Below are 22,863 nucleotides of genomic sequence, written 5' to 3' on the forward strand. Positions count from 1 at the left end.
TGCAAGCCGGCCGCAACGACGCGGGCGGACGAAAATTCCTGATCTGATCTGACATGCCGGGGGGACTGTCATGGGGACCTGCGCGTCTCGTTGCCTGCGCGCGCCTGCTGCACTCGTTGCAACGGCCGCTGTCGCCTTCACCACACCAGCACTGGCCGCAACGCCATCCACCATCGATCCGGCCGACACCGCCTGGATGATCGTCGCCACCGCGCTGGTGCTGATGATGACGATCCCGGGACTGGCGCTGTTCTACTCGGGCATGGTGCGCAAGAAGAACGTGCTGGCGACCATGGCCCAAAGCCTTTCCGCGGTCATGATCATCTCGATCCTGTGGGTCGCGTTCGGCTATTCGCTCGCCTTCGTCGGCGACGGCACCTGGATCGGCTCGCTCGACCGCGCTTTCCTCGCCGGCATGGGCATGGACAGCGTCCATCCGGGCGCCAGGACCATCCCGGAAGCCCTGTTCATGCTTTACCAGATGACATTCGCGATCATCACGGTGGCGCTGGTGGCGGGGTCGGTGGCCGACCGCATGCGCTTCTCGGCCTATCTGCTGTTCGGCATCGCCTGGTTCATCTTCGTCTACGTTCCGCTCGCGCATTGGATCTGGGGCGGCGGTTTCCTCGCCCAGATCGGCGTCGTCGACTTCGCCGGCGGCCTGGTGGTGCACCTGTCCGCCGGCACCGGCGGGCTGGTCGCGGCGCTGGTGATGGGCCGCCGCCAGGGCTACGGCAGCGAGAATCTCTCGCCATTCGACCTGTCGCTCGCCGTGGTCGGCACCGGCCTGCTCTGGGTCGGCTGGTTCGGCTTCAACGGCGGCTCGGCGCTCGGCGCCAACGCGCACGCCGTCATGGCGATCCTGACCACGCATCTGGCGGCCTGCGCCGGCGCGATCACCTGGGGCGCGCTGGAATGGTCGACCCGCCGCAAGCCGTCGGTGCTCGGCATGATCTCCGGCGCCGTCGCCGGCCTCGGCACCATCACCCCGGCCTCCGGCTTCGTCGCGCCCTGGCATGGCCTCGTCATCGGCGCGCTGGCCGGGATCATCTGCTACTGGGCCTGCACCTCGCTGAAGCACCGCTTCAACTACGACGACTCGCTCGACGTGTTCGGCGTCCACGGCATCGGCGGCCTCACCGGAACCCTGCTGGCCGGCGTGTTCGCGACCGCAGCGATCGGCGGCACCGCCGGGCTGATCGAGGGCAACCCGAAGCAGCTGCTGGCCCAGCTCTACGGTGTCGCCGTCACCCTGGTATGGTCGGGCGGGGTGACGTGGGGGCTCCTGAAGCTGGTCAGCGCCTTCGTGCCGCTGCGGGTGTCCCGCGAGCATGAACTCGAGGGGCTCGACATCTCCCAGCATGGCGAAGCGCTGCAGTAATTGGCGCCATTTGATTTGTTCTGAGTCGGCCAACTCTGCCCTTGCAGTGAGCAGCATTGTGTCTTGAGCCTGACATGCGCAGAAAATGCGCAGATATGCCCATTCCTTAGGCGCGACCGAATAACGCAGGTCCGAATGGGCCCCCTCAGGGCGGAAAAGGCCCGTGTTCACTGCTCGTTAGCCCTCACGAGCCGTCTGGCACGGCATTTGATTATAGGCCCCTGGCTGTGCCCGCGTCGTGAAGATTTCTCCCGCGTGGTGAACCTCAGTCGACAAGAAGCGCTCGGTAACGTCCGTGCCGGGCCCAAGCGGGGATAGGACCCATGAAAATTGTTATGGCGATCATTAAGCCATTCAAGCTCGAAGAAGTCCGGGACGCCCTGACCGCCATCGGCGTTCATGGTCTCACGGTGACCGAAGTGAAGGGGTACGGCCGGCAGAAAGGCCATACGGAAATCTACCGCGGCGCCGAATATGCGGTGAGCTTCCTGCCCAAGATCAAGATCGAAGTCGCCATCCCCGCCGACCAGGTCGACAAGACCATCGACGCGATCTCCACGGCCGCCAAGACCGGACAGATCGGCGACGGCAAGATCTTCGTGATCGGCCTCGACCACGCCGTGCGTATCCGCACCGGCGAGGCCGACGCTGCGGCCCTTTGATTTCGCGCTCAAACCAGAACACTTACGGAGTAGAAGAAAATGACGTTCAAGCGTCCAACCAGCGCGGGATGGGTTACGCTCGCAATTGCAGGGCTCTGCGTCGCAGGCCTCGCCGATGTGGCGTTCGCTGAAGACGCGCCTGCCGCCGCCGCCGCAGCCGCCCCCGTTCCCAACAAGGGCGACGTCGCCTGGATGCTCGTGTCCAGCGCCCTCGTCCTGATGATGTCGGTCCCCGGCCTCGCTTTGTTCTATGGTGGCCTCGTCCGTACCAAGAACATGGCCTCGGTCCTGACCCAGGTGTTCGCGATCGTCGCCATGGTCGGCGTCATCTGGACGCTCTACGGCTACTCGATGGCCTTCACCGACGGCGGCAGCATGACGTCGTGGATCGGCGGTTTCTCGAAGGCCTTCATGCACGGCGTCGACGCCAACTCGACCGCGGCCACCTTCTCCAACGGCGTGGTGATCCCGGAACTCGCGTACTTCGTGTTCCAGATGACCTTCGCGATGATCACCCCGGCCCTGATCGTCGGCGCCTTCGCCGAGCGCATCAAGTTCTCGGCCGTGATGCTGTTCATCCTGCTCTGGGTAACCTTCATCTACTTCCCGATCGCGCACTGGGTCTGGTACATCGCAGCTCCCGATGACATCGCGGCCGCCGCCAAGGCGCTCGCGGCTGCCACCGATGCTGCTGCCAAGACCGCGGCCCAGGCCAAGCTCGACGAAGTCACCGGCGCTGTCGGCTGGCTCGCCGGTGCCGGCGCCCTCGACTTCGCGGGCGGCACCGTGGTGCACATCAATGCTGGCATCGCGGGCCTCGTCGGCGCCGTGCTGATCGGCAAGCGCACCGGTTACGGCAAGGACCTGATGGCTCCGCACTCGCTGACCATGACCATGATCGGCGCTGCGCTGCTGTGGGTCGGCTGGTTCGGCTTCAATGCGGGTTCGAATCTGGAAGCCAACGGCGTCACCGCGCTGGCCTTCGTCAACACAATGGTCGCCACCGCCGGTGCGGCGCTGTCCTGGCTGCTGTGTGAATGGGCCGTCAAGGGCAAGCCCTCGCTGCTCGGCATCTGCTCGGGCGCGGTCGCCGGCCTCGTCGCCGTCACTCCGGCCTCCGGCTATGCCGGCCCGATCGGTGCGCTGGTGCTCGGCCTGATCGTCTCGCCGGTCTGCCTGTTCTTCGTCTCCACCGTGAAGAACGCGCTCGGCTATGACGATGCGCTCGACGTGTTCGGCGTGCACTGCATCGGCGGCATCATCGGCGCACTCGGCACCGGCATCCTGGTCAACCCCGCGCTCGGTGGCGTCGGCATCACCGACTACACCAACATCACGGGCAACAACGCCGGTACCTACGACTTCGCCGCGCAGATGATCGCACAGGGCAAGGCCGTTCTCGCCACGCTGCTGTGGTCGGGCATCGGCTCGGCGATCCTCTACAAGATCGTCGACGTGATCATCGGCCTGCGTCCGACCGTGGAGCAGGAGCGCGAAGGTCTCGACATCACCGACCACGGCGAGCGCGCCTATAACTACTGAGTTCTCCCGGGACTTGGTCGTAAGCGACCAGGTCCGCAACTTCGGTTCGGGCAAATACCCGGCAATGCCCTGACCGTTGAGGGGCTCCAGCGCAAGCTGGGGCCCCTTTCTTTTTGGCGGACTGGCTTGCTTGCGACGGCTTCACGGATCGATCGTGAAGGCCAATGGCGCGCCAAAACAACAGGCGTCGTCCCTGCGAACGCAGGGACCCATACTGCGTGATGTCTGAAAAGGGCATGCTGCTAGTCCCGCGCAAGACAACTGGCCCCTGTGGTTATGGGTCCCCGCGTTCGCGGGGACGACAGCGGTGGGTGGCGTGGTGAGTGTTGCCTCTGAGAAAATTGGAAGCATGCGACGTCATCCTCGCCGCGCATCCGCGCCCGAGCTGTGCTGAACTCATCGCCCTCGACATCATGAGGGCGCAGGGAAGGCCGGGCGCTGGCCGCGCCCGTGGCCCGCCTGCGGAAGAAAATGCAGGCGGCAGGTACCACAGGTCTGGCCGAAGACGCCCGGCCCTCCCTGCGCAACGGTTTTAACGGCTGCTTCGCGTTCTCCCTGGTGCGCCGGGCTTGTTGGCCACCATCCCCACGCGAAGCGAAGCCTCAACGTGAGTTGACATCAGCATCGGGATATCAGGACCGCGCGACTTGACCGTACGTGCATCGCCGTTCGTCCGCGCAGTCTGAACTACGCTGCGGCAACACACGCCCATCGCATCCCGCTGCCAACGATCCGTGACGGTCGCGAAACGCCCCTCATGCGGCAGCAGGACGAGCGGAAATGTGAAGGTGATTTGCCCGACGGCGCAAGCGCCCGCACCTGCGACAAACTAACACGACGGGCAATTGGCACATGTCGGGAATGCGGAAACTGCCCGACGGGCAACAGCGCAGGCTTTGATCCGCCCAATAGCGCGGGAGGCCAGTCCGATTGCAATGGCAGAAATACAACCCACTAGTACTGTTCGCTGGCTCCGGCTAATCCTTGGAATTGGAACCCGACCGCAGCTGCGATCGTCGCTGCAGCCGGCCTGTGGGGGATCAGGATGAAGCATCGCTGTCGGTACGTCGTCGTCGCCTCCGCCATTTGGCTTGCCGCCGCAACGCCGCCATCGGCAAGAGCCCAAGCGACATCACCGGAGTCCATGGCGGCTGCGAAAGAGCTGGTGTCCGTGATGCATATGAATGACCAGGCGACAGCCCTGTTGCCGATCGTTCTGAAGAACCTGAGACCGACGATCGTCCAGGGGCGCGCCGAGGTCGCTCTGCAATATGATGCGTTGATCCCGAAGTTCACCCAGGCCTTTCAGGGCAGGGTTTCCGAATTCTCGGATGCGATCGCGGTCGTCTACGCCAGGAACTTCTCGGCGGACGACCTCAGGACCATGGCTGAGTTCTACAGGAGCCCGACAGGTCAAAGAGTCCTGCAGAAGCTGCCGTCCGTCACCCAGGAGTCGAGCATTGCCGGGCAGAAATTTGGTCAAGCTCTCGGCGAAGAGATCAGGAAGCAGATGGTCGATGAGCTGAGGAAGAAAGGTCTGGATCTCTGATCCGAATTCCCGATCGTCATGCACCGGCCCGCCCTGCGCCAAACTAACACGACGGACAATTGCGCATGGCATGCATCCACTCCAACCTGGAAAGGTCTTCAAGTCCGAACAGATCGAATTCGTTGTAAGTATCAGCAGCGGACGACGCGGTCCGCTGCTGACGATCGATCTCCGTACGCGACAAAGCCAGCTCGGCCTCCTTCAGCAATCTGGCCGGAAGGGGAGCCCAGGTGAACTCACGAGCCCTCGAACTTGAAGGACACGTTGATCTTGGCACGGTAGGCTTCTACTTTTCCCTTGGGGTCCAATTGCATGTCGAGCTTGACGACCTCTGCAACGCGCAAGTCTCGGAGTGATTTTGCGGCCTGCTCGACCGCGTTGGCGGCCGCCCTTTCCCAGGATTCACTGCTGGTACCGATCAGTTCAATGGTCTTGTAGACGCTCTCGGACATGTCGTCCTCCCGTTCGGTATGGAACAGGGAGCAGGTGCTCCCTGCCGCAGGTGAACGTAGCACCATGGCGCGGTGCCTGAAAGGACGCAGCCTGCTCACGACGGCCGCAGGTCCGGCGCTACCACGAATGGCGCTAACGCCTTGCGTGTCTCACAAGCGCTTAGGCGCCTATACCCCGCCCAGCTTGCAGACATACTTCCACTCCTCCGGCGTCACCGGTTGCACAGAGAGCCGCGACTGCTTCACCAGCGCCATCTCCGACAGCGTCTTGTCGACCTTGATCGCGGCGAGCGTCACCGGGGTCTTGAACGCCTTGTGCGCCTTGATGTCGACGCAGACGAACTTGCCGGTCTTGTCGGTCGGATCGGGATAGGCTTCCTTGATGATCTCGGCGATGCCGACGATCTCCTTGCCCTCGTTGGAATGGTAGTAGAAGGCAAGGTCGCCCTTCTTCATCGCCACCAGGTTCTGCCGCGCCGTGTAGTTGCGCACACCGGTCCAGGCCTCGCCCTTCGCGCCCTTCCCCACCTGCTGGTCCCAGGACCATACCGAGGGTTCGGATTTCACCAGCCAGTAGTTCATGTGTGCAGAGTCCTATAGATCGCGGCAACGCCGGGCCACCGCGGCAACGCGTGGCGGGTTCGGCCGGATCAAAGAAGACGGGAGTGGCCGGGTCAATATCCTAAACCGCGCGCGTCGCGCTTTTGCCCAGCCATGACGTAAGGCCAATGCATATGGACGAGAGCAGGGAGGCGGTAGCGCCCCGCGGTCGTCCTTCGAGACGCGCGCCGGCGGCGCGCTCCTCAGGACGAGGTCTGAATTCTGGGCGAAATCCAAGACCCTCATGGGGGGAGCGCCGCTTGCGGCGCGTCTCGAAGCACGAGGCCCGGCGACATACCCACGCGAAGCAGCCTCACTCCTCCGCCTTGAATGGCCGCAGCATCAGCGCCTCGATCGCGGCGTCGATCGTGACTGTGCCCGCCAGGATCGCGGCCACGGCCTGCGCCACCGGCATCTCGACGCCGCGTGACGCAGCGAGCTCGACCAGAACGGGCGCGGTGTATTGCCCCTCGGCGAGCTTGCCGGCGGGCAGCGGCTCGCCGCGGCCGAGCGCGAGGCCGGCGGCGAAGTTGCGCGACTGCGGACCGGCGCAGGACAGGATCAGATCGCCGAGGCCGGACAGGCCGGTCAGGGTCTCGCCGCGGGCACCAAAGGCGCGGCCGAGCCGCACCAGCTCGGCAAAGCCGCGCGTCGTGAGCGCCGCCAGCGCCGAGGCGCCGAGCTTGCGGCCGGCGACGATGCCGGCGGCGATCGCCAGCACGTTCTTGGCGGCGCCGCCGATCTCGACGCCGCGCACGTCGGTCGAGTGATAGGGCCGGAAGGTCGGCGAGCCGAGAGCCTGCACGAGATCGGCAGCCAGCGCCTCGTCCTGGGCGGCGAGCGTGACCGCCGTGGGCAAGCCGCGGGCGACGTCATCGGCGAAGCTCGGCCCGGACAGGATCGCTGCCGTCGCGTGCGGTGCGGCCTCCGCGATGACCTCGGTCATGAATTTGTGGGTGCCGTGCTCGATGCCCTTGGCGCAGGCGACGACCGGCGTGCCGTCCGGGAGCAGCGGCGCCAGATGCATGACGGCGCCCCGCAGATGCTGCGCGGGCACGACGATGAGCACGGCGGCGGCACGGGCGGCCTGGGCGAGGTCGGCGGTGATACTGATGCTGTCAGCGAGCGGAATGCCGGGCAGACGCGGGTTCTCGCGCGCGGCTGCGATGCGCGCCGCGTGGTCGGGGTCGCGGGCATAGAGCGTGACACCGCGGCCGGCACGCGCGGCGACAGCGGCGAGCGCGGTGCCCCACGCCCCGGCGCCGATGATGGAAATCGTTTGGAAGCGCGTCATCACCCCACGCTCAACTGCGCTCCCTCTCCCCGTTCTTCACGGGGAGAGGGTTGGGGTGAGGGGCACACGCACGGGTGGTGTTCGTGGTGAGACCTGTACCCCCTCACCCGGATTGCATCTGGCGATGCAATCCGACCTCTCAGCGCGAGCGAAGCTTGTCGCGCCCCCGCAGGCGGGGAGAGGTTGAAGAGTGCCCCGCTTGCGAGTGACGATTGAGGAAACAGCTTACCCACTCTCAAAACCCCGCGCGCGTCTTCGCGAACTTGCCGGGCACGCTGGCGTTGGCATCGAGCAGCCAGCGCGCGCGTGGCGCGGCGTCCATGCCGTCGACGAGACCGAGCGCCAGCCGCTCCAGTCCGGCCCACGCGATCATCGCGCCGTTGTCGGTGCACAGCGCCGGCGGCGGCATGATCAACCGGGTGCCGGCATTCTGCGCGACCGTATCGAGCGCACCGCGGATCGCCTGATTCGCCGCGACACCGCCGGCGGCGACCAGCGCGGTCGGCGCGCCGAAGCGCTGCTTGAACAGATCGAGGCCGACGCGCAGCCGGTCGGCGGTCGAATCGAGCACCGCCGCCTGGAAGCTGGCGCAGAGATCGGCGATGTCCTGCTCGCTGATCTGATCGAGCCGGCCGATCTCGTTGCGCACGGCCGTCTTCAGGCCGGACAGCGAGAAATTGGCATCGCTGCGGCCCTGCATCGGACGCGGAAAGGCAAAGCGCTCGGTGTCGCCGTTGCGCGCCGCCTGCTCGACCTGCGGGCCGCCCGGATAGGGCAGGCCCAGCATCTTGGCGACCTTGTCGAACGCCTCGCCCATGGCGTCGTCGACGGTGGTCCCGAGCCGCACATAGTCGCCGACCCCGGCGACCGCGACGATCTGGGTGTGGCCGCCCGAGGCCAGGAACAGGCAGTAGGGGAAGTCGATTGCATCGGTGAGGCGCGGGGTCAGCGCATGGGCTTCGAGATGGTTGACCGCGATCAGCGGGGTGTTGTGCACCATCGCAATGGCTTTTGCCGTCGTAAGGCCGACGATGACGCCGCCGATCAGGCCCGGCCCCGCCGCCGCTGCGATACCGCCGAGCTCGGCATAGTCGATGCCAGCTTCGCGCATCGCGGCGTCGATGAGATGATCGAGCATGTCGACATGGGCACGCGCCGCGATCTCGGGAACCACGCCGCCATAGATGGCATGCTCGTCGGTCTGCGAGCGCACCACATTGGAGAGGATCTGCCCCTTGCCGTCGGAATCGCGCGTGACCACGGCCGCGGCGGTCTCGTCGCAGGTGGTCTCGATGCCCAGCACCAGCGTTTTCGAATCGTTACCCAATCTCAACCCTTCGGCTATTATGAGTGCGCGGAACCGCCTAACACCACGAGGTCGCCAGGTGCAATCTTTCGTCCGTTGCAGCCGGGCCGATCCGTATTCGACGGGAGCATAGCACATGGCCGTGCTCGTGACCCGTCCCGCCCCCGACAATGAACGGACCGCGACCGCGTTGCGCGCGCGCGGCTTCGACGTGCTGCTGGCGCCGATGCTGCGCTTCGAGCCGGTCGCCCTGCCTGACGACGCGGGCCACGACGCCGCAGCCGTCATCGCGACGTCGTCGAACGCGCTGCGTGCGGCGGCGCCGCAGCTCGCGGGTTCCGCGCTGCTCGACCGGCCGCTGTTTGCGGTCGGCGATCACACCGCGAGCGCGGCGCGCGCGGCCAAATTCACCCAGATCATCTCTGCCGACGGCGACGCGGCGGCATTGCGCGCGGTCATCATGGAGAGCGTCGCGACCGGTCTCATTGAAGCGCGCGCGACATTGCTCTATCTCGCCGGCGCCGACATCTCGCGCGATCTCGCCTCCGAGCTCGCCGAACGTGGCTTCGACGTGATCACGCAGACAGTCTATCGCATGGCGCAGGTCACGACGTTGCCGCGCCAGGTCTGCGAGGCGTTTGCGGCGAGCGCGATCGACGCGGTGCTGCACTATTCGCGGCGAAGTGCCGCGGCCTTCGTGGCAGCCTCGCGGGCCGACGGCGTCGAAATCTCGGCGCTGGCGGTGCCGCATTGCTGCATGTCGGCCAATGTCGCCGAGCTGCTGCGCGAAGCCGGCGCGACCCAGGTCACAATCGCGGCGCATCCGGATGAAAACGACATGCTGGAGGGGCTGGCTCGTGCGCTACGGTCGTGAATGGCGTAAGAGGGCCTGCTCAATCTTGCCTCAGCCAGGGAACTTGCACCATGGTCGATGAACCCGACACCGCTGCACCGGCCTCCGATACCGGGCGGCCGAAACGGCCGCCGCCGACCATCGATCTCGAGCCGACCTCGCGCGAGGAGCGCCCAACCGCCGCCGAGAGCGCAGCCGAGCGGCCGACCGCCTCGCCGTGGTCCGCCCCGGCCACTGCAATGGCCGAAGGATCGTCGGATACGGCGAACGAATCGCACCCCCATACGGCGCCCGACCCCGACCCGGTCACGGCCGCCGGAGAGACTGCCGATGAGACGGTCGCCGCCGCCGAGCGGCCGCGCATGGATGCGCCGCCCCCGTCCCGCCCGGTGTCGCGGCCGGTGTCGCCCTGGATCATCGCACCGTTCTCCGGCGCGGCGGCGGCGGCGCTCGTGATCGGTGTCGGCTGGATGCTCGGCTGGCCGCAGGTCGTGCCACCCTCGGCCACGCCGCCGCTGGCATCGGCCGTCGACGACCTCACATCCCGTGTCGCCGGGCTGGAGCAGCGCATCGGCAAGCCGGATAGCGCCATCACCGGCCGGCTCGACGCCACCGACAAGGCGATCGCCGCGGTGCGGAGCGATGTCGCCGGCTTGCGCGCGCAGTCCGACAAGACCGTGGCCGCCCTCAACGACGTCAAGGCGCAGCCGCGCGACGGCAGCGCGCCGGCGCCGGCAACCGAACCGGTCGACCTGTCCGGCCTCACCGCCCGCATCGATGCGCTGGAGCGTGCCAGCAAGAGCCAGAGCGCGGCGCTGGAGAGCCGTAAGATTGCGGACGCCAAGCCCGCCGACGATGCGCCGCTGCGGCGCGTGGTCGCCGCCACGCTGCTCGATGTCGCCGTTCGCCACGGTGATCCCTATGGAGCGGCGCTGACGACGGCGAAATCGCTGGCGCCTGATGCCGGCGCGCTGAAGTCGCTGGACGGCTTTGCCGCGACCGGCGTGCCGAGCCCGGCGGCGCTCAGCCGCGAGCTCCTCACCATCGTGCCGAAGCTGACGCCGCCGCCGGCCGACGGCGCCATCACGGGCACCTCGATCGTCGACAAGCTGTCGGCCGGTGCCGCGCGGCTGGTCAAGGTCGAGCGCACCGACGGCGTGGGCACCGACCGCGGCGCGGTCGTGGCGCGGATCACCGCAGCCGCGCTGCGCAATGATTTCTCCGAGGCCCGGCGCGAGCTGAAGGGATTGTCGCCTGAGGATCGCGCGCCGGCCAAAGACTGGCTCGAGAGAGCCGATGCCCGCGACGCCGCGCTGTCAGCCTCCCGCAAATTCGCCGACGATGCGATGACCGCGCTCGCCAAACCCGCGCAATAGGACGCCCATGTTCCGGATCGTAGTCTTCCTCATCCTGGTCGGGCTCGCCGCCGCCGGCGCCACCTGGGTCGCCGAGCAGACCGGCGACGTCGTGCTGAACTGGGGACCCTGGCGGATCGCGATGACCCTGCCGGTGTTCGTGCTCGCGCTCGGCCTCTCCATCGCCGCCTGCGTGCTGGTGTGGAACCTGATCAGCGCGCTGCTGCGCGCGCCCGGCCGCATCCGCAAGCATCACCGCGCCCGCCGTCATCAGCGCGGGCGGCACGCCATCACCCACGGCCTGCTCGCGATCGGCCATGGCGATTCGACCGCGGCGCGCCAGCATGCCGACGTCGCGAAACGGCTGGCCGGGGACGATCCGCTGACGCTGCTCCTGCATGCGCAGGCGGCGCAGCTCGAGGGCGACCGCGCGGGCGCGCAGCGCGCGTTCCGCGCGATGGCCGCGCGTCACGATACGAGGCTGCTCGGACTGCGCGGGCTGTTCATCGAGGCGCAGCGCGCCGATGACGCGATGGCTGCGGTGGTCATCGCCGACGAGGCGCTCAGGCTCGCGCCCAACGCGACCTGGGCCTCGCATGCGGTGCTCGGCTTCCGCTGCGCGCAGGGCGACTGGAACGGCGCGCTGGCGATCCTCGACGGCAACTACACCGCCGGCCTGCTCGACAAGCCGACCTACCGGCGCCAGCGCGGCGTGCTGCTGACCGCGCGCGCCATCGCGCTGGAGACCGAGAACCGCGACCTCGCGCGGTCGAGCGCGATGGAGGCGGTGAAGCTGGCACCGACGCTGGTGCCGGCGGCCGTGCTGGCCGCGAAATTCGAGAGCGAGGCGCACCAGGTGCGGCGCGCGATGAAGATCATCGAGGCGGCCTGGGCGTCCTGCCCGCACCCCGATCTCGCCGACGCCTATGCCCATGTGCGGCTCGGCGATTCGGCGCGGCAGCGGCTGGCGCGGATCGAGAACCTCGCAGGCCGCACGCCGGGGCATGTCGAAGGCGCGCTGGCGCTGGCCCGCGCGGCCATCGACGCCGCCGAGTTCAGCCGGGCCCGCGAGGCGCTGGCGCCGTTCACGGATGAGCCGACCCAGCGCGTGGCGATGCTGATGGCCGAGCTGGAGCGCACCGAGCATGGCGACGCCGGCAAGGCGCGCGAATGGACCTTGCGGGCGGTGCGTGCCCGCCACGATCCGGCCTGGACCGCGGACGGCTATGTCAGCGACCACTGGCGGCCGGTCTCGCCGGTCACCGGCCGGCTCGACGCATTCCAGTGGCAGACGCCGGTCGCGAGCCTGCCGTCGGAGCGCAACAGCGTGATCGAGAGCTCGGCCTTCGCCGAGGCCATGCTGGCGCCGCCGAGCCGGCCGGCCATTGCCGAAGGGCTCGTCGAGCCGCCGCGCGAGGCCGCCAGCCAGGCGATCGTGATCACGCCGGCCTTGCAGGACAATGTTCCGCAGCGCTCCATCGACGCCGTCCCGCCCGAACCACAGCTCCAAAAGGCTGTTGAAGAGGCGGTGGACAACCCTGTCGACAAGCCGGTGGATAGCGCTGTTGAAAACGCTGGGGACGGCAGGCTGATCGAGGCGGCGGTGATCACCCCCGCCGCGCCTGCGGCCGAACCGGCGCCACCGCTGCAGGCCGCGGCCCCCAGCGAGCCCGAATCGCTCGAAGCGGACACCGAAGCCGAGCTGGACACGGGGGCCGCGAAGCCGGCCGAAACGGCCGCCACCGCAGCGACGCCGCTGTTCCGGACCCGCAACGATCTCGGCCGGCCGCCGGAGGGGCCTGTTCCGGCGATCGTCCCGATCATGCGGCCCCCGGACGATCCAGGCGTCGACGACGATGAGCAGCCGCGCGACGAATTCGCCGAGCAGATCGCCCCCAAGGCCCAGGCCGGCGGCTGGCGCGGGTTCTGGTCGCGTTTCGGCAGCTGACGGCGGCGACGGCCATTCGATCCGGCCGCACGGCCGGTGAAATCGCGCTCCGTCGGGCTGGACGCTCCGGGTTGTCCTTGCCAACCGGCCGTTCGCCCGATATCAGGAGCGCGATTGCGTGGTCCGGCGTCGAGCCGGACGCGCGCTGTTCCGGTTCGCCGCAATAGCTCAGCTGGTAGAGCACGTCATTCGTAATGACGGGGTCGGGGGTTCGAGTCCCTCTTGCGGCACCAGCAGTTCTTCCCAGGTCCTCTCCCGACATTTGCCTTCGGATGCAATCGTCGCAGCCGGCACCCCGTCGCGCGGCGCATGCGAAGTTGCACGCGCTCTTGGAATCAGAATCGTCCAGCACGGCAACCTCGCCCGGGCCTCGGCTCACGGCCCGACAGTCTCATCGCTCGCCTCAGATCGGAAAACCCAAGAAGTTTTCCCGGCGCGCATGCGTTGCGCAGCCCCCCGTAGAACTACTGAGAAAATCTGCGCCGCGTTGCCTATTTCCCGGCATTGGACGCCGCCACGTAATACGCACGTAACCGTATTCGGCATTCCGGCTGCGGCGACGGACCGCCTTTAACTCTACCCCAACAGCCAACCTCAAGGATTTCCCGAACGATCGACCGTTCTGGGAATCATGCTTCTGACCGCTCGGGCATTCAAAAATTTGTCGGCGAGGTTCGCGCGAGAGGAACAATCGCCTCTGATCCGCCGAACCGGCGCGTCGCGGCCCGTTGCCGTCATGATGCTGTGCGGCGCATTCCTGATTGCGCTCGTCGTATGTACCATCGCCCTCATCCTGTCCCACCTGCGCGATCACGCGATCGAGGAGAGCAAGCGGCAGCTGCTGTCGACCGCGACGGTGCTGGCCAAGCAGGCGGCGCGTGACTTCGATGCCGTCAACCTGATCGAGGCGAGCCTGATCGAGCACATGCAGACGCTCGCGGTCGTTTCCGACGAGGTCTATGCGCGTGCCATGGCGGGCCGCGATATCCATCTCATGCTGCAAGACAGGATCAGCGGCTTCCCGCATATCGAGGCGGTGATGCTGGTCGGGGCCGACGGCAGAGTGATCAATTCGTCCGTGGCGTGGCCCACGCCGCCCCTCAATGTCGCGGATCGCGAGTATTTCCAGGCGCTCAAGGCCGAACCGGCCTTGAGCTCGAAGCTCGGCCGGCCGGAGAAGGGCCGGCGGATCGGCGCCTCGACGATCCCGCTTGCTCGGAAGCTCATGGGATCTGACGGCGAATTCCTGGGTCTCGTGGTCGGCACGATCGAGTCCGAATATTTCGAGGGGCTGTACCGGACGCTGCTCCGTGGCCCCGATGAGTCGATCGCGCTGCTTCGGCAGGACGGCGTGATGCTCGCGAGCCATCCCCATGTCGACGCACTGACCGACGACTCGCTGTCCGGGGGAAAGCTGGCCGAGATCACGCGATCCGGCGCCGGCGTGGCCCGACGGCTCGACGCTGTCGACGGCTCCGACCGGTTGATCGCGGCAGCACGCCTTGCCGGCTTCCCCGTCCACCTGACCACCAGCACGACGGTCTCCGCCGCGCTCGCCGGCTGGTGGACGGAGGCCTCGCGCCTGATCGGCCTCACGATCGTGCTCGTCGTCGGCATCGGCGGCACCGGGGTCGTCGTCGTGCAATATTTCCGCAAGCAGAGCATTCAGCTCGACGCGACGCTGAACAATCAGTCGCAGGGCGTATGCATGTACGACGCCCATCACCGCCTGATCGTCTGCAACGACCGCTACGCGGAGATGTTCAACCTCCCTGCCGAATTCAAAAGACCTGGTACGTCGCTGCGACAGATCCTCGACCACCAGATTTCGCAGGGCCTCCCTCTCGACAACGGCTCCGATGGCTATGTCGGCGGGCTGATGACCATGGTCACGGCCGACAAGCCGGCGAGCATCGTGGCGGAACTCTCCGATGGGCGGGCCGTGGTGATCGTATTCAGGCCGGTCCCGGGCGGCGGCTTCGTGATGACGGCAGAGGACGTCACCGAGCAGAAGCGCACGGAGAAACGGATCGCTCACATTGCGCATCACGATGCGCTGACCGGCCTGCACAACCGCGCGTCGTTCTCCGACTATCTCGCGACGACGGTCGACGAGGCGGTCCGCACCGGCGGCACGTTCGCGATTCTCTGCCTCGATCTCGACCGCTTCAAGGAGATCAACGACCTGCATGGCCACTTCGTCGGCGACGAACTGCTGCGCGAGGCGGCACGTCGCCTGCAGGCGGTCGCGAGCGGCGCCTTCCTGGCGCGGGTCGGCGGCGACGAATTCATCGTGGTTCTGCTCGGCGATGCGCAGGCTGCGGCGGCCGGCGAGTTGGCGGAGCAGCTGCGGACGTCCCTCGGCGGCGACATCGAGATTGCCGGACGGCAGCTGCGGATCGGCTTGAGCATCGGAATTGCGCGCGCGCCGGCCGACGGAAACGACCCGACCACGCTGCTGGCCAATGCCGACATCGCGCTCTACCGCGCCAAGGCCGACGGACGCAACGCGATCCGCTTGTTCGAACCGGATATGGCGGCGCAGTTGCGCGACCGCCGCGAATTGCAGCACGACCTGCAGTCCGCCGTTGGAAATGGCGAGCTGCGGCTCGATTACCAGCCGCTGATGCGCGTCGGCGGCGACATCGTCGGCTTCGAGGCACTGGCCCGCTGGCAGCATCCGCGGCGTGGCCTGGTCCCGCCCGGCGTCTTCATTCCGCTTGCCGAGGAGAGCGGGCTGATCGTCGCCATGGGCGAATGGATCCTGCGCGCGGCGTGCCGCGAGGCCGCATCCTGGTCGAAGGAATTGAAGATCTCGGTCAATCTGTCGCCGGTGCAGTGCCGCAACGACGACATCGTGCGGCTCGTCCACGAGGTCCTGATCGACAGCGGATTGAGCCCGGGACGGCTCGAGCTCGAAATCACCGAGGGCGTGCTGATCGACGACTTCTCCGGCGCCGTCTCCATCCTGCGCAGGCTCAAGGCGCTCGGAGTGCGCATCGCACTCGACGATTTCGGCACCGGCTACTCATCGATGTCCTATCTGCAGGCGTTCCCCTTCGACATGATCAAGATCGACCGCAGCTTCATTTCCAACCTCGACCGCGCACAATCGAAGGCGATCCTGAGCGGCATCATCGGGCTGGCGCGCGGGCTCGAGCTTCCGGTCACCGCGGAAGGCGTGGAGACGCAGGCGCAGCTCGATGTTCTCGCCTGCGCAGGCTGCGATTTCGCCCAGGGCTTCCTGATTGGAAGGCCGGCCTCGATGAAGCAGTACGCGCAGATCGTGGAGCAGGCGGCCCGCCCCGATCGGCGGAGCGCATCGGCGGGCTACGCGTCCACGGCTTGAGCGGGCGAAATGATCGATCCGCTCCAAACACGACTGGTCGATTCTGAATGAGGAGCTGCAACATGCACGTCAAGATCATCCTGGCCGCGGCCGCGTTGAGCATCGTGAGCCAGGCAGCGATCGCCGAGGAGCTGACCGGCACGCTGGAAAAGATAAGGAGCACCGGCACCATCACGCTGGGACACCGGGAATCATCGACCCCGTTCTCCTACTACGGCGACAACGAGAAGGTCATAGGCTATGCCATGGACCTCTGCGACCTGGCCGTCGACGCGGTGAAGGCGCGGCTCGGCCTGCCGAAGCTCGACGTCAAACTCGTGCCCGTCACCCCTTCGGGCCGGATCCAGTCGGTCTTGAGCGGGGCCATCGATCTCGAATGCGGAACGACCACCAACAACATCGAGCGGCAAAAGGTGGTGGCGTTCTCGACGACCTATTACGTGGCCGCGAATCGTTTCGCGGCCAAGGCGGCAGCCGGACTGCGGACGCTGGACGACCTCAAGGGCAAGATCGCCGTGTCCACCATCGGCTCCACCAATATCAAACAGCTCAGTGAGCTCAACGCGCGCCGCGACCTCAATCTCACCATTCTGGCCGCCAAGGACAACGGGGAGGCGTTCCGGATGCTGGAATCCGATCGCGCCGACGCTTTCGTGATGGATGATATCCTGCTCTACAGCCGGATCGCCGAGTCGGCGACGTCCGGCGACTACACCGTGTCGGAGGAGGCGTTGTCGATCGAGCCGTACGGCATCATGATGCGCCGCGACGATCCGGCCTTCAAGAAGGTGATCGATGATGCGGTCGCGACCGTCTATCGCAGCGGAGAAATCCAGAAGATCTATGCCAAGTGGTTCCTGGCTCCGGTTCCGCCGAAGAATGTCAATCTCAACGTTCCGATGAGCGCGCCCCTCAAGCATGCGGTCGAGCATCTGATCGATAGTGGCGATCCCGAAGCGTATCGCGTGGGAAACGCACGATGAGCGCGCGAGGAGGATCTGTCGCGGGCAACCCCGTCAGGCGCATTGGCAGCAGCCGGCGGTCCGGGCTAACTTGGTCCCGAGTTCGAATCAGCCCGGTTGTCGGCCGCGCAAAGCGTACGCTGGCGACAGGTCCGTTAGCGATTCGTTAACCAAAGTGTCCAAAGGTTCTCGTCGAGACGTCTCGCGCGCGGGTTGCAGCGCGTGCGAAAATCATGCCTCGACGCTCAGAGACCATGCGAGCGCGGACCGGCAGCGACAGCGTCTACGCTGCACGGCTGCCAACGGCCGCGGCGAATCGGATCAGCGCCGAAGCGCAACAAGAGAAGGCGAAACCTCGATATGAGCACGACTGCCCTCGACAACCACACCCAGTTCCAATCCATCGTCGGCCAGATCAGGACGCTCGCCTACAAATACATCGAGGACAAGGACTTCGTCAGCGCCCAGCTCGCATTCCAGAAGCTGCTCGAGCTCGATCCCAAGGACATCAATGCGCGCTTCATCTATGCACAGCTGATCGACGACGGCTCGCACAAGAAGCGCGCCGAGGCCCGCGACATGATGCTCGCGATCCTCGACGAGCATCCGGAAATCTTCGACGATCCCAGCGAAGGCAATCTCCATCTCATTCGTAGCGCGGCGGTGCGCTGCAGCCATGTCGGCCCGTTCACGCGCTCGATGGAGCTGTTCCGCAAGCTCGCCCGTGCCTCCAACCAGGCTGCGGACTATTTCTCGCTCAGCGAAATCCTGACCCAGGGCAACGAGTTCGAGGAGGCGGTCGCCGCGCTCGAAAAGGCGATCAAGCTCAACCCGGCCTACGACAACCCGATCAACCGCGAGACGCTGGAGCTCGCGCGGTCGAACGCCAAGAAGGGCAAGGTCAAGGAAGCCAAGGGGCGAGCCAAGGTCGGCCGCTATCCGGAGACCAAGGACTTCCTGGGCGACCTGCAGACGCTGATCACCAGCCACATCGCGGTCAACCTGAACGCCGCGCCGAAATTCCTCGACAAGAGCACGCGTTTCTTCACGATGGGCTCCTGCTTCGCACGCAACCTCTCCAAGAGCCTCACCGACAGCGGCTACGCCAGCCATCACATGGAAATCTCTGAGTACATCAACACGACGTTCGCCAACCGCGTGTTCGTGGACTGGCTGCGCGATGCTGACATCGATCCCGAGATCCGCGAGCGTATCGTCGAGCTGCTGCCGCCGGGATCGAGCAAGGAGAACACGCTCGATATCATCAAGCAGGCCGATGTCTTCATCCTGACGCTCGGCGTGGCCGCCGCCTTCTTCGATCGCGAGACCGGCGCCTTCGTGCTGCCGCGGCCGACCGCGCTGAACTCCAGGGCGCTGGCGGAGAAGTACAAGTTCCGCACCGCAAGCGTGCAGGAGAACGTCGACAATGTGCTCTATCTGATCGACTTCGTCAGGAGCATCTCGCCCGGCATCAAGGTGATCGTCACCGTTTCGCCGGTGCCGCTGCTCACCTCGTTCGAGTATGAATCGGTGGTCCAGGCCGACTGCCTGTCGAAGAGCACGATGCGGCTGGTCGCCCACGAGGTCGTCAACAATTCGAACCTTCAGGACATCTGGTACTGGCCGTCGTTCGAGGTGTTCCGCTGGGGCGGCTCCAATGCCTCTAGCTTCTTCGCCGCCGATGACGGCGCCGCCTGGCATGTCTCGGAGGACAAGGTGTCGGCCACGGTGCGCGCCTTCGTCCAGACCTTCTCGCCGGCCTGACCGCGCGATCGACACGGGGCCATTCGGAACGGCTGCCTCAGGGCATCCGCTTCTTCCAGAGCCTGATAATCAGGATGCCGGCCTGGGCATAGCCCGGCGGCGAGCTCTCGGCGCCGAACGGCGTCTTCGAATAGAGCGAGCTGGAGATCAGGAAGCCGCCGACATAAGGCTCCGGCAAGCCCGACAGCGCCAGGAAGCAGCGGTGGGTGAGGAGGCCTTCCTCCGGCAGATTGCCGCGCACCATCCGGCAATCCCCGACGCCGGTGAACGCGATGCCGTTGAACTGGCCTTCGGTGTAAGTGCCGAGCACGGTGGGATCCATGGCCTGGCCGATGCAGACCCGCATCTCGCCGATGCTCTTGTCGTTGGTATCGGTCATGCGGCCGTCCGCCGCACGCACGCTGACGGAATGGATCGAGAGCAGATCCTCCAGCGCCGGCGCGAAGCCCGTCTTGGTCGGCGCGCAAAAATCGGACGGCACCACACGGCCATGGCGCAGGCTCCGCGCGACATAGATCTCTTCGACCCCATCCTCGCCGCCCTGCGTTCGCCCCTGTCCGTTGCTGGCGAGCAACGTGACGGCCGACAGTAACACCGCAATGATCACCCGGCGCATGCGCCCACCCTTCTCCCGAATCGAGCGTTTCCCCTATCGGATTGGGCGAGTTTTATGAACAGCACCAACGAAAAGGACGTATGCATACGGTGATGCCTCGCTTGGGGTCGTCCCCGAAATATGGAACACCGCTGCGTGACGGTAATGTGGTAGCAAACTCGAACGAACGGAATTGCAGCGCGACCCTGACGTGCGTTCTGCAATCGTTCACTGTTCTGATGTCCGCGGGCTCGCCCCGAGCTCTCTTCGCCCTGCAGGGAAGTCGCTGCGAGCGCCAAAAGGTTCTGAAAAAAATGGTGTCTGGTGCGGACACCGCGTGCCGGACCGCATGACTCAATTCACGCTTGCACCTCGAAGCGTGACAGGCATCACATCCGAACGGCGCACCGGCGCCTAGCTTCCCGTCAGTCAACGAGGGGAGCTTTCACGATGCGCAAGATGATCCTGATCGGAGCCATGGTGCTCGCGTCCGCCACGGCCGCACAGGCCGAGGGGACACGCAGCCTGTCACTCTCACCGGGTGACGCCGCCGCACCGGCGCCACGGCCGGTCTATGTCCAGCAGGCCGGCGAGGTCACGATCACGCCGGCCCCGGCGCCGGCGGTTGCAGCGCCGGCCCAGCCCGCTCTTCCGCCCGTTGCGCCCGCCGCGCCGATGGCAGCGACATCGACACCTCCGGCCGTCACGACGTCGGCACCGCAGTCCGCCGCAACGCCGGCGGCCGAGCCCACCCGCGCGCTACAGACGACGTCGAGATCCTCGAGATCAGCACGCGCCGCGAAGCCCAGGAGCAAGAGCTGGACCGAAGCGCGCATCGTTCGCGAGCTGCATCGCCACGGCATCTATTGGTGAACGGACGGTTGCGGGCGGGCAGGCTCACCCGACATGGAGTGCAGTTGACAGGCCTTCAACCTGAGGTAGTCTCCGGCCATTGCTGCAGCCGTGTCCGGGGGAAACATGATTTTTAGATCTGCTCTGCTTGCAAGCGTGGTCCTCGTGGCGTCAACCATCGGCGCCGCGGCGCAAAGTGTTGCGCTGACCTTCAACATCCCCGGCCAGCCGCCGGTGAGCCATCCGGCCAAATGGCGGCCGGGCATCACCGTCGAGCAGGCGATGCAGCGTGCGGGGATCAAGTATGTCACGGCCTGGTATCCAGGCCTTGGAAATGCGCTGGTCATTGCCGAGGGCACGCCCTTGGTGACCAACGGGGCGCTCGGCTCACCGTTCTGGTGGTTGTGCGTCGACGGCAGGGCGCCCAAACGAGGTAGCCAGGATGTCGGAATGTCGCGCGCGCTCATTCCTTCCGCGCGCTCGACCGTGGTGTGGTCGTGGACGGTCGAGCCGACCTGTAAATAGCCGGAAGACCGAAGCGACCCAAGCGCGCCTTGCGAGGCGGCCGGCGCATCCACATCGGCTGCCAACGTCCATACGTTGGCTGCGGTGGGACGGTCGATTGCGGCGATCAAATGAAAGGCCGGGCAAGCGCCCGGCCTTTCGCGTGAGAACCGTCGAGCGGGGCATCACTGCGAGATGGTCTGGATCACGCTGGAGATCGGCCGCGCATTGGTCATGGTCGTCGGCAGCTTCGGGTCCTGCCCGATCATCGCGTCATATTCCGGCAGCGTATCGAGCGTGCCCTTCGGCTTCATTGCAACGACCTTGTAGCCGCCGGCCTTGAGCCGCCGCAGCAGGGTCGGCAGCGCCAGCGCCGTATTCTTCTGGAAGTCGTGCATCAGGATGATGCCCTTGCCCTTCTTGTCGAGCCCGGTCATCACCGTGTTGACGACCTGATCGGCATCCTTGGAGCGGAAGTCGAAGCTGTCGACGTCGCAGGAGAACATCGCGACGTTGCGCTCGCCGAGATAGGCGACGGCGGACGGGCGGTGCTGCAGCTGCGGGAAGCGGAAGAACGGCGCCGGGTTGGTGCCGAGCGCGAACTTGACCGCGCTGAAGCCCTTCTCGAGCTCCTCTTTCGCCGACTGATCGGTCATCTTCTTGCCGTTGAGATTGGCGTGCGACCAGGTGTGCACGCCGACGACGTGCCCTGCCGCCAGCACCTGGCGCAGAATCTCCGGATGATAGGTCGCGTGCTTGCCGATCGAGAAGAAGATGCCGGTGGTGCATTCGTCGGCCAGCGCCTTCAGCACGGCCGGCGTGTTGCCCGGCCACGGGCCGTCGTCGAACGTCAACACCACCTCGCGGTCGGCGAGGAAGTCGAACTGCTTGAAATGGTCGAGGCCGAAGCCGGGGCCGCCGGTGGTGTCGACCACGACGGTGCGGGAGATGCCGAGCGCATCCGGATTGGCGCAGGTCGATTTCGGCGTCGGCGCCGGAGGCGGCATTGTCGGCTTGGCCGTGACGGTGCCGGTATACTCGACGTCGTCCTTGGCGGTGCTCTTGGTCGCCAACCTGTTGGCGGGCGCAGCTGCCGGCTCGGACGACCGGGCCGCCGCGATCTGCGCCGCGGCCTTGGCGGCGTTGGGCTTCGACACATAGTACCACACACCGGTGATCGCCAGCGCCGCGACGACGGTGGCCAACAGCAAGCCTAACGCATTACGCATGGTTACTCTTCCCGAAAACGCGAGACACCCGACGGCGGACGCAACACTGTCCGCCCCCTTCAATTAGCTTCCATTAGTGCCAACGAATCCTTAACGCGGTGCCAACACGGCCAGGATCGGCCAAGATTTCCAGGATGATGCACGCGCAAAATCGGGATTTCACCGGAGCGACATGTCGCCGCGCCCACACGGCTCTGCCCGCAAGGCGCGGGAACGCGATCTGGCGTGACCCGCATCACGGTTGCTGGAAAGCGATCAGGCCATGATGGGCGCATTGAAACACCGGGCCCCGCGATGATGCGGCGCCGATGGGAGCGAGCCATGACGAAGTCCTTCCCTCTCCTGCGCAAGGCCGTTCTGACGGCCGTCAGCGTCGCCGCCGTCTCGACCTTCACCTCGAGCGCCAGCTTCGCGTTCAGCGCCGAGGCGCAGCAGATGTGCACCGGAGACGCGTTCCGTCTCTGCAGCAGCGAGATCCCCAACATCCCGGCGGTCACGGCCTGCATGATCAAGAACCGCTCCTCGCTGAGCTCCGGCTGCCGGGCCGTGCTCGACCGCGAGGTCTCCGGGCGGAGCGGCAAGGTCGCCGCGGCCGGCGACGCCAATTGAGACGCGCTTCCAGCTCCCTGCTGCGCGTCGCGGCTGCGACCGAGGCGCTTGCGACGG

At 66.3% G+C, this 22,863-nt stretch carries 19 protein-coding genes and 1 tRNA gene; 14 read left to right on the top strand and 6 right to left on the bottom strand.

Annotated elements, in window-relative coordinates; all coding sequences use genetic code 11:
* Positions 1 to 70 precede the first annotated feature (70 nt).
* The 4 genes from LQG66_RS22180 to LQG66_RS22195 all read left to right on the top strand — a co-directional run bounded on the left by LQG66_RS22180 (position 71) and on the right by LQG66_RS22195 (position 5,134).
* Entirely contained in the window at positions 71 to 1,381 is a 1,311-nt protein-coding gene (locus LQG66_RS22180) for an ammonium transporter (protein ID WP_231317804.1), read from the top strand.
* A gap of 323 nt (positions 1,382 to 1,704) precedes the next feature.
* Positions 1,705 to 2,043 carry a P-II family nitrogen regulator gene (locus LQG66_RS22185; protein ID WP_231317805.1) on the top strand — a complete coding sequence of 113 codons (339 nt, stop codon included), beginning with the start codon at positions 1,705 to 1,707 and terminating at the stop codon, positions 2,041 to 2,043.
* Positions 2,044 to 2,082: 39 nt separating this feature from the next.
* Entirely contained in the window at positions 2,083 to 3,585 is a 1,503-nt protein-coding gene (locus LQG66_RS22190; protein WP_231317806.1) for an ammonium transporter, read from the top strand.
* A 1,144-nt stretch (positions 3,586 to 4,729) separates the two neighbouring features.
* Complete coding sequence (locus LQG66_RS22195) at positions 4,730 to 5,134, top strand: DUF2059 domain-containing protein (RefSeq protein ID WP_231317807.1); 405 nt, start codon at positions 4,730 to 4,732, stop codon at positions 5,132 to 5,134.
* Between the two features lie 236 nt (positions 5,135 to 5,370).
* Here LQG66_RS22195 and LQG66_RS22200 read toward each other — a convergent pair whose 3' ends face one another.
* From LQG66_RS22200 to tsaD, 4 genes are all read right to left on the bottom strand, one after another.
* Complete coding sequence (locus LQG66_RS22200) at positions 5,371 to 5,586, bottom strand: dodecin family protein (protein ID WP_231317808.1); 216 nt, start codon at positions 5,584 to 5,586, stop codon at positions 5,371 to 5,373.
* A 168-nt stretch (positions 5,587 to 5,754) separates the two neighbouring features.
* A complete protein-coding gene (locus LQG66_RS22205) occupies positions 5,755 to 6,168 on the bottom strand; it encodes an EVE domain-containing protein (protein ID WP_231317809.1) in 414 nt (137 codons plus the stop codon).
* 331 nt (positions 6,169 to 6,499) lie between these two features.
* The gene (locus LQG66_RS22210) at positions 6,500 to 7,480 is read right to left on the bottom strand and encodes an NAD(P)H-dependent glycerol-3-phosphate dehydrogenase (protein ID WP_231317810.1); all 981 of its coding nucleotides are present in this window, start codon (positions 7,478 to 7,480) and stop codon (positions 6,500 to 6,502) included.
* A 235-nt stretch (positions 7,481 to 7,715) separates the two neighbouring features.
* The gene (tsaD, locus tag LQG66_RS22215) at positions 7,716 to 8,783 is read right to left on the bottom strand and encodes a tRNA (adenosine(37)-N6)-threonylcarbamoyltransferase complex transferase subunit TsaD (protein ID WP_231327892.1); all 1,068 of its coding nucleotides are present in this window, start codon (positions 8,781 to 8,783) and stop codon (positions 7,716 to 7,718) included.
* A 139-nt stretch (positions 8,784 to 8,922) separates the two neighbouring features.
* Between tsaD and LQG66_RS22220 the strand changes: the two genes are divergently transcribed.
* The 7 genes from LQG66_RS22220 (at position 8,923) to LQG66_RS22250 (ending at position 19,017) form a co-directional block, all read left to right on the top strand.
* On the top strand, positions 8,923 to 9,660 hold the full coding sequence (locus tag LQG66_RS22220) for a uroporphyrinogen-III synthase (protein ID WP_231317811.1): 738 nt from the start codon (positions 8,923 to 8,925) through the stop codon (positions 9,658 to 9,660).
* A gap of 50 nt (positions 9,661 to 9,710) precedes the next feature.
* Positions 9,711 to 11,015 (top strand): COG4223 family protein, encoded by a 1,305-nt coding sequence (locus LQG66_RS22225; RefSeq protein ID WP_231317812.1) that lies wholly within the window; start codon positions 9,711 to 9,713, stop codon positions 11,013 to 11,015.
* Between the two features lie 7 nt (positions 11,016 to 11,022).
* Positions 11,023 to 12,942 carry a heme biosynthesis protein HemY gene (locus LQG66_RS22230; RefSeq protein ID WP_231317813.1) on the top strand — a complete coding sequence of 640 codons (1,920 nt, stop codon included), beginning with the start codon at positions 11,023 to 11,025 and terminating at the stop codon, positions 12,940 to 12,942.
* 157 nt (positions 12,943 to 13,099) lie between these two features.
* Positions 13,100 to 13,175, top strand: a tRNA-Thr gene (locus tag LQG66_RS22235).
* A 503-nt stretch (positions 13,176 to 13,678) separates the two neighbouring features.
* A complete protein-coding gene (locus LQG66_RS22240; RefSeq protein WP_231317814.1) occupies positions 13,679 to 16,291 on the top strand; it encodes a bifunctional diguanylate cyclase/phosphodiesterase in 2,613 nt (870 codons plus the stop codon).
* A 62-nt stretch (positions 16,292 to 16,353) separates the two neighbouring features.
* Positions 16,354 to 17,274 carry an amino acid ABC transporter substrate-binding protein gene (locus LQG66_RS22245; protein WP_425601236.1) on the top strand — a complete coding sequence of 307 codons (921 nt, stop codon included), beginning with the start codon at positions 16,354 to 16,356 and terminating at the stop codon, positions 17,272 to 17,274.
* Between the two features lie 339 nt (positions 17,275 to 17,613).
* Positions 17,614 to 19,017 (top strand): GSCFA domain-containing protein, encoded by a 1,404-nt coding sequence (locus LQG66_RS22250; RefSeq protein WP_231317816.1) that lies wholly within the window; start codon positions 17,614 to 17,616, stop codon positions 19,015 to 19,017.
* Between the two features lie 37 nt (positions 19,018 to 19,054).
* On the opposite strand, the gene LQG66_RS22255 is transcribed toward LQG66_RS22250, so the two are convergent.
* The gene (locus LQG66_RS22255; RefSeq protein WP_231317817.1) at positions 19,055 to 19,633 is read right to left on the bottom strand and encodes a hypothetical protein; all 579 of its coding nucleotides are present in this window, start codon (positions 19,631 to 19,633) and stop codon (positions 19,055 to 19,057) included.
* A gap of 429 nt (positions 19,634 to 20,062) precedes the next feature.
* On the opposite strand from LQG66_RS22255, the gene LQG66_RS22260 reads away from it, so the two are divergent.
* Positions 20,063 to 20,485, top strand: a complete 423-nt coding sequence (locus LQG66_RS22260; RefSeq protein WP_231317818.1) for a hypothetical protein — start codon at positions 20,063 to 20,065, stop codon at positions 20,483 to 20,485.
* Positions 20,486 to 20,629: 144 nt separating this feature from the next.
* Positions 20,630 to 20,989 (top strand): hypothetical protein, encoded by a 360-nt coding sequence (locus tag LQG66_RS22265; protein ID WP_231317819.1) that lies wholly within the window; start codon positions 20,630 to 20,632, stop codon positions 20,987 to 20,989.
* Positions 20,990 to 21,153: 164 nt separating this feature from the next.
* Here LQG66_RS22265 and LQG66_RS22270 read toward each other — a convergent pair whose 3' ends face one another.
* On the bottom strand, positions 21,154 to 22,197 hold the full coding sequence (locus LQG66_RS22270) for a polysaccharide deacetylase family protein (RefSeq protein ID WP_231317820.1): 1,044 nt from the start codon (positions 22,195 to 22,197) through the stop codon (positions 21,154 to 21,156).
* A gap of 321 nt (positions 22,198 to 22,518) precedes the next feature.
* On the opposite strand from LQG66_RS22270, the gene LQG66_RS22275 reads away from it, so the two are divergent.
* Positions 22,519 to 22,806 carry a hypothetical protein gene (locus tag LQG66_RS22275; RefSeq protein ID WP_231317821.1) on the top strand — a complete coding sequence of 96 codons (288 nt, stop codon included), beginning with the start codon at positions 22,519 to 22,521 and terminating at the stop codon, positions 22,804 to 22,806.
* Positions 22,807 to 22,863: the final 57 nt, after the last annotated feature.

This window comes from Bradyrhizobium ontarionense (assembly GCF_021088345.1).
GTDB classification, from domain to species: domain Bacteria; phylum Pseudomonadota; class Alphaproteobacteria; order Rhizobiales; family Xanthobacteraceae; genus Bradyrhizobium; species Bradyrhizobium ontarionense.

Bases quoted from the DNA above. Each gene is read 5' to 3' on its own strand.
- LQG66_RS22220 (WP_231317811.1), top strand. From the start codon at position 8,923: ATGGCCGTGCTCGTGACCCGTCCCGCCCCCGACAATGAACGGACCGCG.
- LQG66_RS22190 (WP_231317806.1), top strand. From the start codon at position 2,083: ATGACGTTCAAGCGTCCAACCAGCGCGGGATGGGTTACGCTCGCAATT.
- LQG66_RS22225 (WP_231317812.1), top strand. From the start codon at position 9,711: ATGGTCGATGAACCCGACACCGCTGCACCGGCCTCCGATACCGGGCGG.
- LQG66_RS22210 (WP_231317810.1), bottom strand. From the start codon at position 7,480: ATGACGCGCTTCCAAACGATTTCCATCATCGGCGCCGGGGCGTGGGGC.
- LQG66_RS22275 (WP_231317821.1), top strand. From the start codon at position 22,519: ATGACGAAGTCCTTCCCTCTCCTGCGCAAGGCCGTTCTGACGGCCGTC.
- LQG66_RS22185 (WP_231317805.1), top strand. From the start codon at position 1,705: ATGAAAATTGTTATGGCGATCATTAAGCCATTCAAGCTCGAAGAAGTC.
- LQG66_RS22250 (WP_231317816.1), top strand. From the start codon at position 17,614: ATGAGCACGACTGCCCTCGACAACCACACCCAGTTCCAATCCATCGTC.
- LQG66_RS22200 (WP_231317808.1), bottom strand. From the start codon at position 5,586: ATGTCCGAGAGCGTCTACAAGACCATTGAACTGATCGGTACCAGCAGT.
- LQG66_RS22260 (WP_231317818.1), top strand. From the start codon at position 20,063: ATGCGCAAGATGATCCTGATCGGAGCCATGGTGCTCGCGTCCGCCACG.
- LQG66_RS22270 (WP_231317820.1), bottom strand. From the start codon at position 22,197: ATGCGTAATGCGTTAGGCTTGCTGTTGGCCACCGTCGTCGCGGCGCTG.
- LQG66_RS22230 (WP_231317813.1), top strand. From the start codon at position 11,023: ATGTTCCGGATCGTAGTCTTCCTCATCCTGGTCGGGCTCGCCGCCGCC.
- LQG66_RS22240 (WP_231317814.1), top strand. From the start codon at position 13,679: ATGATGCTGTGCGGCGCATTCCTGATTGCGCTCGTCGTATGTACCATC.
- LQG66_RS22245 (WP_425601236.1), top strand. From the start codon at position 16,354: ATGCACGTCAAGATCATCCTGGCCGCGGCCGCGTTGAGCATCGTGAGC.
- LQG66_RS22180 (WP_231317804.1), top strand. From the start codon at position 71: ATGGGGACCTGCGCGTCTCGTTGCCTGCGCGCGCCTGCTGCACTCGTT.
- LQG66_RS22195 (WP_231317807.1), top strand. From the start codon at position 4,730: ATGGCGGCTGCGAAAGAGCTGGTGTCCGTGATGCATATGAATGACCAG.
- LQG66_RS22205 (WP_231317809.1), bottom strand. From the start codon at position 6,168: ATGAACTACTGGCTGGTGAAATCCGAACCCTCGGTATGGTCCTGGGAC.
- LQG66_RS22255 (WP_231317817.1), bottom strand. From the start codon at position 19,633: ATGCGCCGGGTGATCATTGCGGTGTTACTGTCGGCCGTCACGTTGCTC.